Raw genomic sequence first — 15,959 nt, forward strand, 5'->3', positions numbered from 1 at the left:
TTTGCCGTTACTATGCAAGTAATTCCAACAAACGCATTAATTATACTGTTTATGAAGAATATAGAACTTTCCATCAAAAGAGGAGACCGTGTGTGGGTGAAGGTTTATAATGAACGAAATGGTTCATTCACTTCGCGTATGGCGGAGGTTATATCTATATTGCAAATGTATGTTTCCGGGGCAGACGTACCGTATGTAGCATTGCGTTATCTGGACGACCGCAGCTATGGATGCATTCCTTATGAACAAGTCACTGAAGTATGCGATGAATCTTTTTCTGAATAGCAGACCATTTGACCGATACCGGTTCTATCTGTTTGAACCCATACAAATATAGAGATTATTTGTATGGGCTTTTTCTTACTCTTTTAATAAAGGTAAGCGGTTCAGCATGTTTCTGATTTTGATTGCAATGCGGGGCATGGGCTCGGCTACGGTCAGGCCGACTAAATCATACTTGGCGGCTATATCATTAATCACTCGTATCACTTCCACGGTCTTCATCCCGTCAGGTTCAACGCCTACGCCTGCAATCATGTCGGCAGGGTCTATCACGTCCAGGTCGAAGTGGATGACGACTTTGGAAACTCCTATTCCTTTCAGCCACTCCATGATGGTGGTACTATTCTCCGCCACGTATTTGGGAGCCAGACCTTTTATGCCTAATTCCTTTTGCCTTGCTTGCATACCTTCGTCCCACGAACGTAAACCTACAATCAATGCTTTGGACACATCGAATTTACCGGGTAACATATTGATAATCTCTTCATCACCCATACCCAGACAGGCTGTGAGGGCCATTGCGTGATAACCTTTGTATGCATCGTAAGGCAGGTTGATGTCAGGATGTGCATCTATCCAGACTACGGCTATATCGTCAGGATATTTAGCCGCCAGGTAAGTGAACGGGACAACGCTCACCGAGCATTCCCCGCCGAGGGTGATAATCCGGTCCGGATTGTTTTCATTAAGTATATCGAGCGCTGCTTTGCTTTGTTTTACGATGACATTGCGGGCGCTGATGCCTTTCTCTATGGCCCGGTCGTTTATGTCCAGTGAAACCGGAACTTCCACAGTCTTCTGGTTGCTTTCGGGAGCCAGCAGGTTTAAGAGTTGGGCACCTAAATAATAGCCTCTGGAAGAGTCTTCCGCAGGAATATCAGGCATCCAGTGATCTATAATTCCACCTTGCCATTGCGGGTAAATCAGGCGGAGAGGAGTCGTTTCATTCTTCATATCTTTATTGTTTTTTTGTGCATACATTGAAGTGGCTCCAATGATTAATGCGATGGATACTAAAAAGCTTCTCATTTTTTTAGGTACAAAAATAGGAAGCCCTTCGGTTTTATACAAGTACGGCTAAATTATTCATATAGTGATAAATTTATCCCTATGGATGAGTTGTTACATGAGATATAGAGTATGAGGGTACAATATAATAAAGAAACACCCCATTACATCTATGATAATGTAGTGGGGCGATTTGGCTATATATTATCAGAATAAATCCAAGTTTAAATGGAGCGGTTCGTCCAGTTCTCAACAATGATACCAGGCAGCCTGCCTAAATGTTTTATATTATCTGTGACTATTGTTAAATGATTAAGGATGGCTGCACAACCTATTAATATATCAAAATCATCAATTAGTTTTCCTTCTCTCCTTAAATTCGCTTTAATATCTCCGAATAAAGGTAATGTTTCGGAAACAGGAATTACTTTAAAGTGGTCAATCACAAAAGCAACGTCTTTTAAACGTTCTTCTTTATTGTTACTGAAGGATGCACCGAAATACTGTCTTCCCATGCACCGGACAATGCACTAAAGAAGTTTTCGGAATTAGGTGTCTTTTTTGCAGGATGAGCTACCTTTTCTTTTAAAGACTCAGACAATTTGCTGATTAAATCCAATTTAATATCCGGGCTTAGCGGAGCTAATAACTTCATATACCACTCCGTGGGATTTAATGACAGTTCCATAATATGTTCTCCTTTCTTTATGCAAAAGAACTGTATTTCATGTAATAAACAAGGGCGAACAGAAAATAGTTTGCTGTCTTTTTCAAGTAATAAAACGAATATAACATTTAGTCATGAAGACAGGGTGATTTTGAAGATAATGACGAAATGTATCATTATGGTTTTTATCTTTCTTCCAATATTCCTATTTTTGTGCAAAACTTGAGTATATGTATAAGAAGAAAATTCCTTTTGATATTGATTGTGGCATCAAGATTACCATGGAGGTGATTGGTGGAAAGTGGAAATCCTGTATCATTCAGGAATTGGTTACAGGTTCTAAGCGTCCCAGTGAACTGCATCGTTTGTTTACCGATGCAAGTCCGCGGGTGATAAACCAGCAATTAAAGGAATTGGAAATGCATGGAATGATACAGAAGAAAATATTTACGGAACTTCCGCCCCATTCGGAATACTCCATCACTGAGACCGGAAGAACTTTAATTCCCATAATTGAACTGCTTGAAGCATGGGGAGATGATTTCCGACCGAGGATGAAGGAGATTCTGGAGATAGAATAGGGGAGGCTTGCTGAAAGGCTGTAGAAGATGCCTCAATCAAACTGCACCTCCCAGTTCTCGTCCTGATAGGCAGCGAAGCACATGGCTATCTGTTCTTTGCTGTTCTTTTCTTCCGCTAACTCCGGTATCTCATCCAGAGAGAAATATCTGCTTTCAGTCGTTTCTATATTACTCTGAAAGCTTCCGCCTGTTACTTCACACAGTACAAAGGCTTTGCAGACATTATATGCGTATGGCGGTATGTTGTGCAGATTCCTGTCCTGCACAGCAATCAGGCGGACTGCTTTCACATCTAATCCCGCTTCCTCCTTTACCTCTTTTTCCGTATTGGTCCTGATGGTCTGGTTCACATCCACCCAACCACCCGGCAAAGACCATACACCGGCCTTTTCTTTTACCAGGAGAATTTTATCATCTTTGAAGATGGCAGCCCGCGTGTCCAGTTTAGGCGTCTGAAAGCCTGTTTCGTTGCAGAACAGGTTTTTCACTTTTTCTACTGGCAGATCGCTCTGGTGGCTCATTATCTCTGCTGATATTTCGCGGATACGTTCAAAGCGTTCAAGGTCGAAAGGATCTTTGGAATAGGTTAGTCCGGCTTGAGCTATGAACTGGAGTTCTTTGGCCCATTCGAGCCAGAGAGGGGCGTTGTTCTCTTTCATTGGATATTAGGATTTAAAGAATCATATACTATCTTGGATATACGGGCGATGATGGCTGCATTTTCCCGGTCGGTTTCCTGCGATTCCATGACGAGGACGGTGATGTAATATTTCCGTCCGTCCGGAAGAATAATGAAGCCTGCGTCGTTATCGGCGGTTTTCACACCTTCGGGTGTTCTGTCCGAAGAACCGGTTTTGTGTCCGACGATAACATCAGGAGGCAATTCTCCTTTCAGTTTGTCCGTACCTGTGGAAGTCTCTTTCAAGATTTGCCATAAGAAATCTTTGTATCCGGCGGCAAACAGTGTTTGCTTGTCGGCTATATTCAGTAATCTGACTACTGCCTCCGGAGTGCTCCAGTTTTGATACTGGGTTGCCACATCCCGGTGCATGAGGTCTTCATTAGCTGCCAGATTAAAGTCTTTCAAGCCTAATGACTTTATGTAGCTGTTTACTTTATCTATACCACCGACGTAGTCAATGAGCACATCGCAGGCATTGTTATCGCTCAATGATATGCTGTATTTTAACAACTCTCCCAGGGATATGCTGAAATCCCGGTCGGGGAATTTCTGCCTCAACGGGCTGTACGTGTTGGGCAGCATCTGGGCTGCTTTTATTTCCATGATGCTGTCTAAACTTACGTGCTCCTTATCCATTTTGTCTAAAACAGCCAGTGCCACATGGAACTTGAAGACGCTGAACAGAGGGAAATGAATCTGATTGTTATGGAGCGCAACGATTGTGTCATTGGCTAATACGGCAACGCCTACGGTTGCTTTTTTATCTTTCAGGACTTGCCCGATTTGCTGTTCTAGTTCTTTCTGTTGGTTACGTTTGGAGGCATTGCAGGCACTGAATAGGGTTGCCAGCAGTATGCAGGTTAAAAAGATATTTGTTTTCATTACGGGGTTGTCAGTAAAGTGAATCTTAGTTTTGGCTTATTTAATCGCCCAAAGATACGATAATTCTGAGATTTTTTTGATAACGCAGCCCGATTCCTGTCAGGCGTGCAGCAAATTCAACTCCTTTGCTACCCGGCAGGCTTCAATGGAATTACTCACTTGCAGCTTTTCCAGAATATTCTGCCGGTGCCGGTTCACGGTGTTTATGCTGATTGATAATATCCGGGCGATGTCTTTACTCATTTTCCCTTTATCAATTAGTTGCAGGACTTCTTTTTCCCTGTCGGACAGCAGGTCGTTGCAGCTTTGCTTTTCCAATTCCAAGACTTGCCCGTTGGTGGAGTTGATGATGATGCAGCTCAGAGAGGTATCTATGGAAAAGTTGTAGAGGCAGAGGGCCAGCCATACGCTGCCGTTTGAGTCGTTGGCTATGTAGAATATCCGGTGCAGAATGTGCACATACCTGCCGGAATTATCCCGCATACGCATGTTGTGCGTGAGGTAATAGTCCTGGCGTTTCCGGCTTGGGATGTTTTTCAGGAAATGGAAGAAGCGGAGTTCTTGCAAATGCTTTTCCAGTAAATCGTCCGGGTGCATCAGGCCGAATATTTCTTCTTCCCATATTGAATGAACTGTCTTGCAGGTGTCCCGTTCTGCCAGTCCGAGTTTTTCCGCTACCCCGCCATAATAGATGTAGCTGGTGTTTGTTTTCATATCGCTCAATACGGCTACGGCATTCTCGGTACGCGCATACATGGAGGCGATGTGTTTATACTCATCCAGATGTTCCGTCAGTTTCCGTTCTTTCGCGAACGTTTGTTTCAGCAATTCTTCATTCAGTTTATCTATGATATCCATGGTGCGTGAGGGGGCGAAAAATGGTTATTAATCAGTATTGCCTGTTTGCCTGCAAGCCTTTACCTTTGCAAAGGTAAGTAAAACAGATTGTTATTTCATCAAAACAAGGAAATTATGGAGACTGAAAAGGAAAAGGCGAAGGCCGGAAAGTTGTATGATGCCAATAGTGATGCGGAACTTTTGGCGGAGAGAGACGTCTGCAAGGAGAGATGCTATGAGCTGAACCGCCTGCGTCCTTCGCAGAAGAAGGAACGGGAAGACATAATCCGCGCATTGTTTGGCAGGACGGGAAAGTCTTTTCTGATAGAACAGCCGTTCTATTGTGATTACGGTTACAATATCGAAATAGGGGAGAACTTTTACTCAAATGTGAATTGCGTTATTCTGGATGGCGCGAAGGTGACATTCGGTGATAACGTGTTTGTGGCGCCGAACTGCGGTTTCTATACGGCCGGTCATGCGCTGGATGCGGAACAAAGAACCCGGGGGCTTGAATATGCTTATCCCATTACGGTGGGGAATAATGTGTGGATTGGTGCGCAGGTATGTGTGCTGCCGGGAGTGACAATCGGTGATAATACGATTATCGGTGCAGGAAGCGTCGTCACCAAGAGCATTCCTGCCAATGTGCTGGCGGTTGGAAATCCTTGCCGGGTGGTTCGTCAGATAACGGAGGCGGACAGGATGAAATATGGTGCCGAATAAAAAAGTGGAGTTGGATAAATAAGGATAACGATTAATTAAAATAACACGGAAAATGAAGAAATTACTTTTTGGCCTGTTGATGGCTATTGTGGCGCAAACTTCTTTTGCGCAGACGTTGGAGAAGATGCAATGGTTCAATGAACCCGAACAGTGGGAGATAAAAGATAAAACCCTTTCGATGTTTGTCACTCCACAAAGCGATTACTGGCGCATCTCTCATTATGGTTTTACTGTAGATGATGCCCCCTTCTATTATGCAACGTATGGTGGTGAATTTGAAGCTAAAGTGAAAGTGACGGGCGATTATAAGGCGCGCTTTGACCAGGCGGGACTGATGTTGCGCATCGATCATGAAAACTACATCAAAGCAGGTATTGAGTTTGTAGACGGAAAATTTAATTTGAGTACAGTAGTGACTCACAAGACCAGTGATTGGAGCGTAATCACTTTGGATAAGCCTGTCCCTTATATTTGGATTAAAGCTGTCCGCAGGCTGGATGCTGTTGAAATCTTCTATTCGTTTGATGACAAGACTTATACGATGATGCGGAATGCATGGTTGCAGGATAATATTCCTGTGAAGGTTGGATTCATGGCTGCCTGTCCTGACGGAGGTGGGTTTAATGTTAAGTTTGAGAACTTCAAAGTGAAGCACTTGCCTGATATGCGCAGGTTGGAATGGCTGAAAAAGAATGCAGAATAAATAGGGTTAGTTCAATTAAGTTTGGTAAAAAGACAAATGCCAGCAAAAAGAAGAGTGATTCTTTATTTGCCGGCATTTATTCTGTTTTGAAATTTAAAGAAATTCTTTTCTGAAATAGCTTTGTTTAATATCCGATAGTGAAACGTTCCTTGTGGTGCTTCTCCTGTTCCAGCTCGTCCACCATGGCTACGGCAAAGTCTTCGACAGATATATTGCTGTCTCCGTTGGCATCCACCACCAGGTCGTCTTTTCCGATGCGAAACTTTGCGGTGCGTTTGCCGGGTGTCATGTTGGCGGCGGGGGAGAGGAAAATCCAGTCGATATCTTTTTCCTTGCGGAGCGTGTTCAGGTAGAATTCGCCTAAGGACTTAATGCCGGGCAGAAGCTGTGCGGGCACATCATCGGCATCCATCACCATCTTGCCGGGGGCATAGAACAGGGTTCCGGCACCTCCCACAATGAGCAGACGCTTCACGCCGGCTTGCTTCGCGCTTTCCACTATCAGGGGATAATTCTTCAGGGTATCTTCGTATATATGGGGATCCTTCCAGCCGGGGTTATAGGCGCTGATTACGGCGTCTTTTCCTTTGCCGGCCTCTTTCAGGGCATCGGTGTCGGTGACGTCGGCTTCGACGATTGTCAGGTTCTGGTTGCTGACGGTCATCTTCTTGGCATCGCGCACAATGGTGGTTACTTTATGGCCTCTGTTCAGCAATTCGTTCAGGATGGCGGTTCCTACGAAACCACTTGCTCCTATTAGTACTACATTCTTCATGTTGTTCGTTTTTTTAGGGTTTATATAATAACAACCGTCTTTCCGTGAAAGAAGTTTTACGAACGACATTCTTTTAGGGAATGTTTAATCTTCTAAGTACTGATACTTGTCGAAAAAGGAAAAATAGGAGTGTGGAAGTGATTTTCGCATATTTCGGGTCGGTTATCAGCCGTAAAGTCCGTATGTTTGCATGCTGAACAAGAATAAATCGAAAAACGTGTATGACGGTGATGGACAGGATTCTGATACAACATTATCAATCTCCATGTGGAGAGTTGATACTTGGCTCTTTCGGAGATAAGCTCTGTATGTGCGACTGGGTGGACGAGAAGCGCAGAGGCATCATTGACAAGAGGATGCAGGATGGACTGCATGCCGGCTATGAAACAGGTAGTTCGGAAGTGACGGCGCAAGCCGTTACCCAACTGGATGAATACTTTGCGGGCAAACGGACTACGTTCTGTGTGCCACTACTCTTTGTAGGGACGGAGTTTCAGAAGTCTGTGTGGCATGAGCTGTTGAATATTCCCTATGGGACGACGGTATCGTATGGAGAACTGTCCCGGAAACTGGGTAATCCCAAGGCTGTCCGTGCCGTGGCGGCATCGAATGGGGCGAATCCTATTTCCATATTTGTGCCTTGCCACCGTGTCATCGGCAGTAATCGTAAGCTGACGGGATATGGCGGGGGGCTTCCTGCCAAACAGTTCTTGCTGGAACTGGAGATATCGGCGGTGTCTTTGCTGTGATTCTTTTATTAATAAGGCTTTGCCATAATCCCTTTTGCTAAATGAAGCAACAACAAGAATTGAATTACGAACGCATTGCTGCTGCCATCCGCTTTATCAAGGAGAACAGGCAGGAGCAGCCCCGGTTGGAGACGATAGCCGGGCATGTGAATATGAGTCCGGCTCATTTCCAACGGATGTTTCAGGAGTGGGCGGGGATAAGTCCGAAGAGTTTCCTGCAATATCTGAATGTGGAATATGCCAAGCGTATTCTGAAACAGACGCATGCTTCACTTTTCGATACTGCCTGTGAGGTTGGTTTGTCGGGGACGGGACGTCTGCATGATTTGTTTGTCAACATCGAGGGGATGACGCCGGGGGAATATAAAAACGGTGGTCAGGCGCTTCGTATCAATTATTCTTTTGCCGAAACTCCGTTCGGCTGGGTGATGGTTGCTTCTACTGATAAGGGAATCTGCCATCTCGCTTTTGTGGATGAAGGGGAGGAGGAGGCGCTCGGTTCTTTGAAACAGCTTTTTCCAAATGCTGCCTATACACAGTGCCCCGACCGGAAACAGGAGGATGCTCTCTCTGTCTTTAATCGGGATTGGAGTAAACCGGACGAAATAAAACTGCACTTAAAAGGCACTTCCTTCCAGTTGAAAGTATGGGAGACGTTATTGGAAATTCCGGCGGGCGGTTTGACTACTTATGCCGACCTGGCAACAAAATCGGGACACGAAGGAGCTTGCAGAGCCGTAGGGACGGCTATCGGGAGGAATCCGGTTGCGTTTCTGATACCTTGTCATCGGGTGATAAAAGCTACAGGGGACATCGGAAATTACCATTGGGGGGAGGTGCGGAAGGAGGCGATTATCGGTTGGGAGGCGGCGTACTTTCTTTTGCCTTGATGCAAAAGAAAGAAAAAGTATAAGCTTTTTGCAACCCGGTTGCACCCTCCATCCCTTACCTTTGCACCGGACAAAATAATAAGATTAAGATTATGGAAACAAAATGTCAGTGTGGTTGTGCACATACACATACTTCTCCGCAGAGCAAAGAGAAAGAGCAATCTATAATCCGTAAGATAGGAGCTCCGGTGCTATCAGGTATATTCCTTATCACGGGTATCATCTTCCGGCATCAGGAATGGGTAGGATTCAGCCAGCCGGTGGTTGAATTCTGCTGGTTCCTCTTGGGCTTCCTGCCCGTGGGACTTCCCGTGATGCGCGAAGCCTGGGAGGGTATCTTGCGGAAAGACTGGTTCAATGAATTCTCCCTGATGGCTTTAGCCTCCCTCGGAGCATTCTATATCGGAGAATATCCGGAAGCGCTTGCCGTGATGCTACTCTATACTCTGGGAGAGATGTTGCAGGATAAAGCCGTGAACCAGGCTACCCGCAATATCCGCGGCCTGCTCGATGTGCGCCCCGAACGGGTGGATGTATATCGTGAAAACACGCTCTACACAGTCTCTCCCCGTGACGTCAATGTGGGAGAAACCATTGAAGTAAAACCCGGCGAGCGTGTCCCTCTGGACGGAACTCTGCAAAACCCGCAGGCCGTTTTCGATACTTCGGCGCTGACCGGAGAGAGCATGCCCCGCAATGTATCCGCAGGTGGTGATGTCCTTGCCGGTATGATTGTCAGCGGACAGGCGGTGCGCATATTGGTGACGAAACCTTACGACCACAGCACGCTGGCACGCATCCTCAACCTTGTGCAGGACGCAGCAGAGCGCAAAGCGCCTGCCGAACTGTTTATCCGGCGGTTTGCCCGCATCTATACACCGATTGTCGTGCTTCTGGCTGTCCTGATAGTAGCCCTTCCCGCACTTGTTGCGGCGGTGCACCCGGGTTTCGACTATGTGTTCAACGATTGGCTCTATCGTGGCTTGGTGTTTCTCGTAATATCCTGCCCGTGCGCACTGATTATAAGTATCCCGTTGGGCTATTTCGGAGGAATAGGGGCGGCGTCCCGCATGGGTATCCTGTTTAAGGGAAGTAATTATCTGGATGCCATCACCCGCGTAAATGCCATCGTCTTCGACAAAACAGGCACGCTGACCACCGGCGGTTTTCGTGTGACGTCCATGCAGGCGGCAGGGCTTACGGAAGATGAATTGCTGCGCTTGGTGCTGTCTGTAGAGAAAAAAAGTACCCATCCTGTGGCACAAGCCGTTGCCCGCTTCGCAGCCGAACGGGGTGTAGAATCTCTGGAAGTAACTACATTGAATGAACTGGCAGGTTATGGTCTGGAGGCCGAAGTAGGCCCCCGCAAAGTCCTTGTCGGCAACATCCGCCTGTTGAAGGACCGCAAGATACCTGTACCCGAAGAACTTACGGACTGTGTGGCCACTGTCGTTGTTTGTGCCGTCGACGGGCAGTATGCCGGTTGCCTGCTGCTTTCGGACACTTTGAAGGAGGATGCCACGGATGCTATAAAAAAAATAAAGGCTTTAAAAATAGATAATATTCAAATGTTATCCGGTGATAAACAAGAGATTGTTGATATCTTTGCCGCAGAATTGGGAATTGATAAGGCTTACGGTGACCTGCTTCCCGAAGATAAAGCCGTCCATCTGGAACAACTCAATTCCGCCCCGGACGTGTCTGTAGCCTTTGTGGGCGATGGCATGAATGACGCTCCCGTACTGGCTCTCAGTGATGTGGGGATTGCTATGGGCGGGCTGGGTTCGGATGCCGCCATCGAAAGTGCCGACGTAGTGATCCAGACCGACCAGCCGTCACGGGTGGCGACAGCAATCTCCATCGGACGGGCCACAAGACGGATTGTGATGCAAAATATTGTCGGTGCTATCACCGTGAAAATATTGGTTCTGATTGCGGGCGCCTTTGGCTTTGCCACGCTATGGGCGGCGGTGTTTGCCGATGTCGGAGTAGCTTTGCTGGTCGTTCTCAATTCGGTTCGCATATTAGGCAAGAAGTTCTGAGTAGTATGAAAGACGTATATCTACATAAATTGTCCCTCCGGGACATCAAACCTACAGCAATGAGGCTGTTGATTCTCCGCACCATGATGGAAATGAAGCGGGCTGTGTCCATGGCAGACCTGGAAGATAAACTCGATACGGTTGATAAATCCACTATTTTCCGGACACTGACCCTGTTTCTTTCCCATCACCTGATACATGGTGTGGACGACGGAAGCGGTTCATTGAAATATGCCGTTTGCGAAGACTGCTGCATGTGTACGGTGGAAGACCAGCACATGCACTTCTATTGCGAGCGTTGCCATAAAACCTATTGCATCCGGAGTGTGCACGCCCCGTCAGTCACGCTTCCGGAGGGATTCATGCAGACGGGAATTAATTATGTAATCAAGGGGATTTGCGCCGACTGCGCAGTCCATAAGAAAATAGACACAGACGATTGAGTGTATGAGACATTTCTATATATGTCTCCTCTTGTTAGGCTTTCTGTCAGCATCTGCCTTGGCAAGCGGAGATAAAGAAACAAAGGATATATATACGGAACAGTATATCACGGACATCTATATGGATGAACCGGAACGCGCGTTGCAACTGCTGGATGAAGCTGAAACAAAGCAGGCGTTGCCTATATACATGGTGGATGATTTGCGTAGTATGGTCTACTCATACCTGTATCAGGATAAATCGGCATTCCACTATGCCCGCCGGGCCTATGTGCACGACTCCATCTCCGGAAACCACCCTGACCACTTGTTGAGGATGACCATAACCTTGGCCGACCTCTCCCATACCCTGAGTGACTATAAAGAAAGTAACCGTTATGCGGTTGAAGGGCTGGAACTGGCATGCAGGCTCGATGACCCGCAGTCGGAATGCAAGTTACTCTTCTGTATGGGCGAGAACAAATGGATGCTGTCATTGAAAGAGGAAGGATATGAGCTTTTCGACAAGGCAATTGCCCTGCTGGATGGCAGGAAAGATAAACTGAGCAAGTCGATGCTTTCTTACTTTTATGGGGTGAAGATGGGATATCTGATTAATGACAACCGTCTGGAAGATGCCTTGCAGGTAGGTTTACAACGTGAGAAACTGCTGGATGGAATGAAAGGCAATCCGGAAGTGCGTGAGGCTTTCCTCGACCAGCAATACGGATATGTGTATTCCAAGTTATCCCGCATCTGCCATTTGCTGGGAGATGTGGAGTGTGGGAAAGAGTATCATAAAAAATACAAGTCCACCCACATCTACAGCACTCCTGCCGGTAAGCGCGATGCCACCCCTTATCTGTTTGTCACCAAACAATATCAGGCTGTAATAGACCATTGCCGCGACTTCAAGGAGCTGATGCGTCAGCAAGATACCTTGAATACTGAGTACGTCGGTGTTCTGCAACGGGAGATAGACGCCTATCTTGCCCTGAAAGACTATGAGAAAGTAGCCGCGCTGCGTGCTTCCATCCTGTCCATAACGGACAGCATCTACCGGCGTGATAAAACCAATGCCGCACTGGAACTGGATAACCTTTACGAAGTGAACGAGAAGGAAGCCCGCATTGCGGAACAGGCTTTCCAACTGACCATACGTACCATTACATTAGTCTTTGTCCTTTGCGTTTCCTTGTTGTCGCTGTTCTTCCTGTGGCGCATGTGGGTGCAGAACCGCAAAATCAAGTGTAAGAACCGTGTGCTGGTGGAGCGCGTCAACGAGCAGATGTCCATGCAGAAGGAGATGAACCGCTTGCAGGCTGATGCCGAGAGAATGTCCGGGAGCCAGCCTTTTCCGGAGACGGAGCAGGCAGAGCCGGAAGCATCCGACGGTAACGAAGAGGAAGCCCGGATGAATAAGATGATTTTCGGTAAACTGGATTATATTATCAAACGGGATAACCTGTATCTGTCCGCCGATATATCGCGAGAAGAACTTGCCCGGATGGTCAAGATGAACAACACCCGTTTTGCCCGGATGATAAAAGAGAATACGGACACCAACCTGAACGGATATCTCAATAATCTCCGCTTGAATCATGCCATGCATTTATTGAAGGAACATCCTGAATATACCTTACGTGCCATTGCCGAAGCGTCAGGCATCAACAGTATGCCTACTTTCCACCAGTTGTTCAAAGCAAGGACGGGCATGACTCCTTCCGAATTTAAAAATGCGGAGAAGGAACTGAAAAAGTAATATTCTGTATGTCAGTAATATATTACTTTTTTTAATATATTTGAGGACAATTCTTTATATGTATGACAAACTGTATATCGGTTATTTTTGCGATATTTCATTCCTTTGCAATATTATAATGACAAAAATCTGTATATACAATGTCTATATTGTGTCTATCAATTCAAGTTACTTTTATTGTTTCAATTGTAGCGGCAGTCTATTACTTCCGATTGTATAAACTTCATGGCATATCAGTAAAAGAGTGGGAAGAAATGAGGGAAGACAATTTCCTGATGCGGGAGTTGCTGGATAATCTTCCGATTCCGACTACGGTGAAGGACATCAAGGATAACTGTAACTATCTCTTTTGGAACAAGAAATCCGAAGATTTATATAGTGTCTCTCAGGACGACCTGGTCGGGAAGAACGCAAGTGTTCTGCCTTCCGAAATTTGTTCTGCCTTTCAACAGACAGACCGGGAAACGATACGTTCCGGCCAATCAAACACCTTTCAGCATCTGATATTGGCTGATGGGTGCGGGCATGTATTGAATATGTATAAGCAGTTGTTGTACTACAAGGGCGAGCCCCGCTGGCTGATTAGTGCGGCTGTGGACGTTACGGAAGCAACAGAAAAGCGATGCCAGTTGGAACAATTGGATATTCAGCATCGCTTATTGCTGAAAGCTACCGGTATGAAGCTGTGGACATGGGATTTGAGGCGTAAAGAGATCACCTGGAAAGGAGACAGTGAAGGTGCAATGGATAGGATAGTCGATGCTGACGAACATCTGATGCTTATCCTGCCTGAATACAGGGAGAACATCAACCGGGCATTGGACAGACTGAAACGAAAGGAAACGGACTTCTTTGACGAGGAATTTCAGCTTCGGAATGAAGACGGTACTCTTTCGTGGAGAGAAATCTACGGAGCCGTATATCAATATGATGAAAATGGCGAACCGGTTGTCCTGGTGGGGGGAACTCTGATGATTGACAAGAGAAAGATACTGGAGCGGGACTTACGGGAAGCAAAAGAGAAAGCGGAAGAAGCCAACAGGTTGAAGTCTGCCTTTCTTGCCAATATGAGCCACGAGATACGTACTCCGTTGAATTCTATCGTCGGTTTCTCAAGCATACTGACTATGACGGAGGATATGGAGGAGAAAAAGGAATATAACCAGTTGATACAGCATAACAATACACTCTTGTTGAAGGTGGTGGATGATGTTCTGGAGCTTTCGAAGTTGGAGGCGGGAGACTTTAAACTGTATCCTGCATGGTTCTGCCTGTCGGACCTCATCGTGGAAAGTGCCGCCGAGTGCAGGATGAAGGCCGATGGAAAGCTGGATGTCCGTGTGGATAAACCGGAGCAGGATTATATGGTGGAACTTGACGCTCAGTATGTCAAACGGATATTGAGCAACTTCCTGTCGAACGCTCTGAAAAACACCCAAAGCGGCCATATCGATATAGCGTACAGCATGGTAGATGGGGGTGTCAAGATTAGTGTGAAAGATACAGGCTGCGGTATTCCGCAGGATAAACTTCCAGTGGTTTTCGATCGTTTCGAGAAAGTAGACTCTTTTGCGCAAGGAGTTGGTTTAGGGCTGCCCATTTGCAAGTCTATAGCAGAGAGTATGGGCGGAAGCATTGGGGTGACTTCGGAAGTGGGTGCAGGCACTACGTTTTGGGTTACATTGCCTTGTGCTACGGCGCCCACTCCTCAATTACACAATGAGGCGTTAATCAACAACCTCTATTCCTAATCCCGTCAGCAGTCCTTCCAGCCCGTAGCGGGAGAACCGGGCTTTCTTCAGGCGGTTGGCAGCAGGGTTCAGGGTGTAGTTGCGGGCGGTGCTGAAATCGGCTTTTTCCAGGTTGGTGTGGTGGAAGGAGGCGTAGCAGAGGTCGCACTCGGTGAACTTGGCTTCGGGGAGTTGCGTCTCCATGAAGTCGGCATTTTGCAGGTCGCAACGGGTGAAGCGGGTGCCTTTCAGCTTCATTTCGGTGAAGAGGGCATAGGAGAGGAGGCAGTTGCGGAACTCTACGGACAGGCCGAAGCGGTTGCTGAGGGTGAAGTTGATGCCTGTCATCTTGCAGTCGGTGAAGAGGACGTCCAGCCAGGAGGTGTTGCTGGCTTTCACCAGTGACAGGTTGCATTCTTTGAAGGTGCATCTCTCAAAGATAACTTTGCCGATGCTCTGGCCGGAGAAGTTGCATTTGTCGAAGGTACATTCGTAGTAGTTGGGTTCCAGTTTGTCGATGGTGAAGTCGGCTTTTTCGATGGTTTGGTTTTCCATATGGTGGGGTTGAAATTAGTCTTGTTCAGCCTCTAGAAGAGGGGTTATTTGTTGCTGTTGTTGCCTATTTCGTCAAAGTCTATCCATTCCAGATAAGGGTCGATGAGAGTGCGGTCGGTCACCCGGTTGTTTTGCTCACGACTGTATTCGGGGATGAAGCGCACTTTGGTATCAGTGATTTGCTGGGGACTGACTTCTTCGAGCGTGTCTACTCCCTGACTTGACGACCGGCAGGAGAGATAGAATGTGCCTACGCCTTTCAGTCGTACCGACCGGCCTTCACTCATCAGTTTGCCCAGAACTTCACCCAAATTCACGAGTACTGCATACGTATCTCCCGGACTTACCGTAGATATAAGCGACAGACGTTTTGCCACATCATCCGTCGTAGCTGTGCGACCTTTGGTTATTGCTCTCGGATACCATTTCCCATTCAGTTTCTGTTTCTTATAAAAAGCCATGTTGAGTTCTCCTTTCTTTATGATTTAGCTACATTGATGCCATGACTAAGCAGGGCATATCTATATTCTTGGCATACCATCAATGCCGATGATAACTATCATCAATGCCAATGATGACCACCATCAATGCCAATGATGACTGCCATCAATGCCATTGATGATATGCCGAGTCGCAAAGATAGCATAACTAATCCGTAACCTGTGC

General features: G+C 46.6%; 19 protein-coding genes. 10 read left to right on the plus strand and 9 right to left on the minus strand.

From position 1 onward, the window contains the following. A partial coding sequence (locus tag BWI44_RS02490) for a hypothetical protein (RefSeq protein WP_286811066.1) occupies window positions 1-285 on the plus strand: 285 nt, incomplete at its 5' end. A gap of 75 nt (window positions 286-360) precedes the next feature. Here the strand turns inward: BWI44_RS02490 and BWI44_RS02495 are convergent. The 3 genes from BWI44_RS02495 to BWI44_RS02505 form a co-directional block, all read right to left on the minus strand. Continuing rightward, window positions 361-1,263, minus strand: a complete 903-nt coding sequence (locus tag BWI44_RS02495; RefSeq protein WP_370449799.1) for an arginase family protein — start codon at window positions 1,261-1,263, stop codon at window positions 361-363. 251 nt (window positions 1,264-1,514) lie between these two features. After that, window positions 1,515-1,805 carry a PIN domain-containing protein gene (locus tag BWI44_RS02500; RefSeq protein ID WP_229036191.1) on the minus strand — a complete coding sequence of 97 codons (291 nt, stop codon included), beginning with the start codon at window positions 1,803-1,805 and terminating at the stop codon, window positions 1,515-1,517. Beyond that, entirely contained in the window at window positions 1,751-1,978 is a 228-nt protein-coding gene (locus BWI44_RS02505) for a hypothetical protein (protein ID WP_195209362.1), read from the minus strand. The genes BWI44_RS02500 and BWI44_RS02505 overlap by 55 nt, the downstream gene beginning before the upstream one ends. 209 nt (window positions 1,979-2,187) lie before the next feature. Between BWI44_RS02505 and BWI44_RS02510 the strand changes: the two genes are divergently transcribed. Further along, a complete protein-coding gene (locus BWI44_RS02510) occupies window positions 2,188-2,538 on the plus strand; it encodes a winged helix-turn-helix transcriptional regulator (RefSeq protein WP_195209361.1) in 351 nt (116 codons plus the stop codon). Window positions 2,539-2,570: 32 nt separating this feature from the next. Here the strand turns inward: BWI44_RS02510 and BWI44_RS02515 are convergent, their stop codons facing one another. From BWI44_RS02515 to BWI44_RS02525, 3 genes are all read right to left on the minus strand, one after another. Further along, window positions 2,571-3,197 carry an NUDIX hydrolase N-terminal domain-containing protein gene (locus tag BWI44_RS02515; protein WP_195209360.1) on the minus strand — a complete coding sequence of 209 codons (627 nt, stop codon included), beginning with the start codon at window positions 3,195-3,197 and terminating at the stop codon, window positions 2,571-2,573. Further along, the gene (bla, locus tag BWI44_RS02520) at window positions 3,194-4,102 is read right to left on the minus strand and encodes a class A beta-lactamase, subclass A2 (RefSeq protein ID WP_229036190.1); all 909 of its coding nucleotides are present in this window, start codon (window positions 4,100-4,102) and stop codon (window positions 3,194-3,196) included. The genes BWI44_RS02515 and bla overlap by 4 nt, the downstream gene beginning before the upstream one ends. Window positions 4,103-4,201: 99 nt before the next feature. After that, window positions 4,202-4,960 (minus strand): response regulator transcription factor, encoded by a 759-nt coding sequence (locus BWI44_RS02525; protein ID WP_195209359.1) that lies wholly within the window; start codon window positions 4,958-4,960, stop codon window positions 4,202-4,204. Window positions 4,961-5,074: 114 nt separating this feature from the next. Between BWI44_RS02525 and BWI44_RS02530 the strand changes: the two genes are divergently transcribed. After that, window positions 5,075-5,665: a sugar O-acetyltransferase gene (locus BWI44_RS02530; RefSeq protein ID WP_117706995.1), complete on the plus strand. Its 591-nt coding sequence runs from the start codon at window positions 5,075-5,077 to the stop codon at window positions 5,663-5,665. A gap of 52 nt (window positions 5,666-5,717) precedes the next feature. Then, window positions 5,718-6,368, plus strand: coding sequence for a DUF1349 domain-containing protein (locus tag BWI44_RS02535; RefSeq protein ID WP_195209358.1), 651 nt, complete (start codon window positions 5,718-5,720; stop codon window positions 6,366-6,368). Window positions 6,369-6,492: 124 nt separating this feature from the next. Here the strand turns inward: BWI44_RS02535 and BWI44_RS02540 are convergent, their stop codons facing one another. Beyond that, complete coding sequence (locus BWI44_RS02540; RefSeq protein WP_286811179.1) at window positions 6,493-7,143, minus strand: NAD(P)-dependent oxidoreductase; 651 nt, start codon at window positions 7,141-7,143, stop codon at window positions 6,493-6,495. Window positions 7,144-7,373: 230 nt separating this feature from the next. Between BWI44_RS02540 and BWI44_RS02545 the strand changes: the two genes are divergently transcribed. The 6 genes from BWI44_RS02545 to BWI44_RS02570 all read left to right on the plus strand — a co-directional run bounded on the left by BWI44_RS02545 (window position 7,374) and on the right by BWI44_RS02570 (window position 14,759). Beyond that, window positions 7,374-7,892: a methylated-DNA--[protein]-cysteine S-methyltransferase gene (locus BWI44_RS02545; protein WP_195209387.1), complete on the plus strand. Its 519-nt coding sequence runs from the start codon at window positions 7,374-7,376 to the stop codon at window positions 7,890-7,892. Window positions 7,893-7,933: 41 nt separating this feature from the next. Then, window positions 7,934-8,782, plus strand: coding sequence for a methylated-DNA--[protein]-cysteine S-methyltransferase (locus tag BWI44_RS02550; protein ID WP_195209356.1), 849 nt, complete (start codon window positions 7,934-7,936; stop codon window positions 8,780-8,782). 92 nt (window positions 8,783-8,874) lie between these two features. Next, window positions 8,875-10,824, plus strand: a complete 1,950-nt coding sequence (locus BWI44_RS02555) for a heavy metal translocating P-type ATPase (RefSeq protein ID WP_195209355.1) — start codon at window positions 8,875-8,877, stop codon at window positions 10,822-10,824. A gap of 5 nt (window positions 10,825-10,829) precedes the next feature. Further along, entirely contained in the window at window positions 10,830-11,267 is a 438-nt protein-coding gene (locus BWI44_RS02560; protein ID WP_195209354.1) for a Fur family transcriptional regulator, read from the plus strand. 4 nt (window positions 11,268-11,271) lie between these two features. Next, the gene (locus tag BWI44_RS02565) at window positions 11,272-13,008 is read left to right on the plus strand and encodes an AraC family transcriptional regulator (RefSeq protein ID WP_195209353.1); all 1,737 of its coding nucleotides are present in this window, start codon (window positions 11,272-11,274) and stop codon (window positions 13,006-13,008) included. Window positions 13,009-13,262: 254 nt separating this feature from the next. Further along, window positions 13,263-14,759: a PAS domain-containing sensor histidine kinase gene (locus BWI44_RS02570; RefSeq protein ID WP_229036189.1), complete on the plus strand. Its 1,497-nt coding sequence runs from the start codon at window positions 13,263-13,265 to the stop codon at window positions 14,757-14,759. On the opposite strand, the gene BWI44_RS02575 is transcribed toward BWI44_RS02570, so the two are convergent. Then, the gene (locus BWI44_RS02575) at window positions 14,736-15,293 is read right to left on the minus strand and encodes a pentapeptide repeat-containing protein (RefSeq protein WP_195209351.1); all 558 of its coding nucleotides are present in this window, start codon (window positions 15,291-15,293) and stop codon (window positions 14,736-14,738) included. The genes BWI44_RS02570 and BWI44_RS02575 overlap by 24 nt on opposite strands. Window positions 15,294-15,337: 44 nt before the next feature. After that, window positions 15,338-15,754: an HU family DNA-binding protein gene (locus tag BWI44_RS02580; RefSeq protein WP_195209350.1), complete on the minus strand. Its 417-nt coding sequence runs from the start codon at window positions 15,752-15,754 to the stop codon at window positions 15,338-15,340. Window positions 15,755-15,959: the final 205 nt, after the last annotated feature.

The organism is Bacteroides sp. Phil13 (assembly GCF_001940965.1).
Classification (GTDB): Bacteria; Bacteroidota; Bacteroidia; order Bacteroidales; family Bacteroidaceae; genus Bacteroides; species Bacteroides intestinalis.

Bases quoted from the DNA above. Each gene is read 5' to 3' on its own strand.
- BWI44_RS02570 (WP_229036189.1), top strand. From the start codon at position 13,263: ATGAGGGAAGACAATTTCCTGATGCGGGAGTTGCTGGATAATCTTCCG.
- BWI44_RS02505 (WP_195209362.1), bottom strand. From the start codon at position 1,978: ATGGAACTGTCATTAAATCCCACGGAGTGGTATATGAAGTTATTAGCT.
- bla (WP_229036190.1), bottom strand. From the start codon at position 4,102: ATGAAAACAAATATCTTTTTAACCTGCATACTGCTGGCAACCCTATTC.
- BWI44_RS02545 (WP_195209387.1), top strand. From the start codon at position 7,374: ATGGACAGGATTCTGATACAACATTATCAATCTCCATGTGGAGAGTTG.
- BWI44_RS02560 (WP_195209354.1), top strand. From the start codon at position 10,830: ATGAAAGACGTATATCTACATAAATTGTCCCTCCGGGACATCAAACCT.
- BWI44_RS02580 (WP_195209350.1), bottom strand. From the start codon at position 15,754: ATGGCTTTTTATAAGAAACAGAAACTGAATGGGAAATGGTATCCGAGA.
- BWI44_RS02530 (WP_117706995.1), top strand. From the start codon at position 5,075: ATGGAGACTGAAAAGGAAAAGGCGAAGGCCGGAAAGTTGTATGATGCC.
- BWI44_RS02515 (WP_195209360.1), bottom strand. From the start codon at position 3,197: ATGAAAGAGAACAACGCCCCTCTCTGGCTCGAATGGGCCAAAGAACTC.
- BWI44_RS02565 (WP_195209353.1), top strand. From the start codon at position 11,272: ATGAGACATTTCTATATATGTCTCCTCTTGTTAGGCTTTCTGTCAGCA.
- BWI44_RS02495 (WP_370449799.1), bottom strand. From the start codon at position 1,263: ATGTATGCACAAAAAAACAATAAAGATATGAAGAATGAAACGACTCCT.
- BWI44_RS02575 (WP_195209351.1), bottom strand. From the start codon at position 15,293: ATGGAAAACCAAACCATCGAAAAAGCCGACTTCACCATCGACAAACTG.
- BWI44_RS02510 (WP_195209361.1), top strand. From the start codon at position 2,188: ATGTATAAGAAGAAAATTCCTTTTGATATTGATTGTGGCATCAAGATT.
- BWI44_RS02525 (WP_195209359.1), bottom strand. From the start codon at position 4,960: ATGGATATCATAGATAAACTGAATGAAGAATTGCTGAAACAAACGTTC.
- BWI44_RS02535 (WP_195209358.1), top strand. From the start codon at position 5,718: ATGAAGAAATTACTTTTTGGCCTGTTGATGGCTATTGTGGCGCAAACT.
- BWI44_RS02500 (WP_229036191.1), bottom strand. From the start codon at position 1,805: ATGGGAAGACAGTATTTCGGTGCATCCTTCAGTAACAATAAAGAAGAA.
- BWI44_RS02550 (WP_195209356.1), top strand. From the start codon at position 7,934: ATGAAGCAACAACAAGAATTGAATTACGAACGCATTGCTGCTGCCATC.
- BWI44_RS02540 (WP_286811179.1), bottom strand. From the start codon at position 7,143: ATGAAGAATGTAGTACTAATAGGAGCAAGTGGTTTCGTAGGAACCGCC.
- BWI44_RS02555 (WP_195209355.1), top strand. From the start codon at position 8,875: ATGGAAACAAAATGTCAGTGTGGTTGTGCACATACACATACTTCTCCG.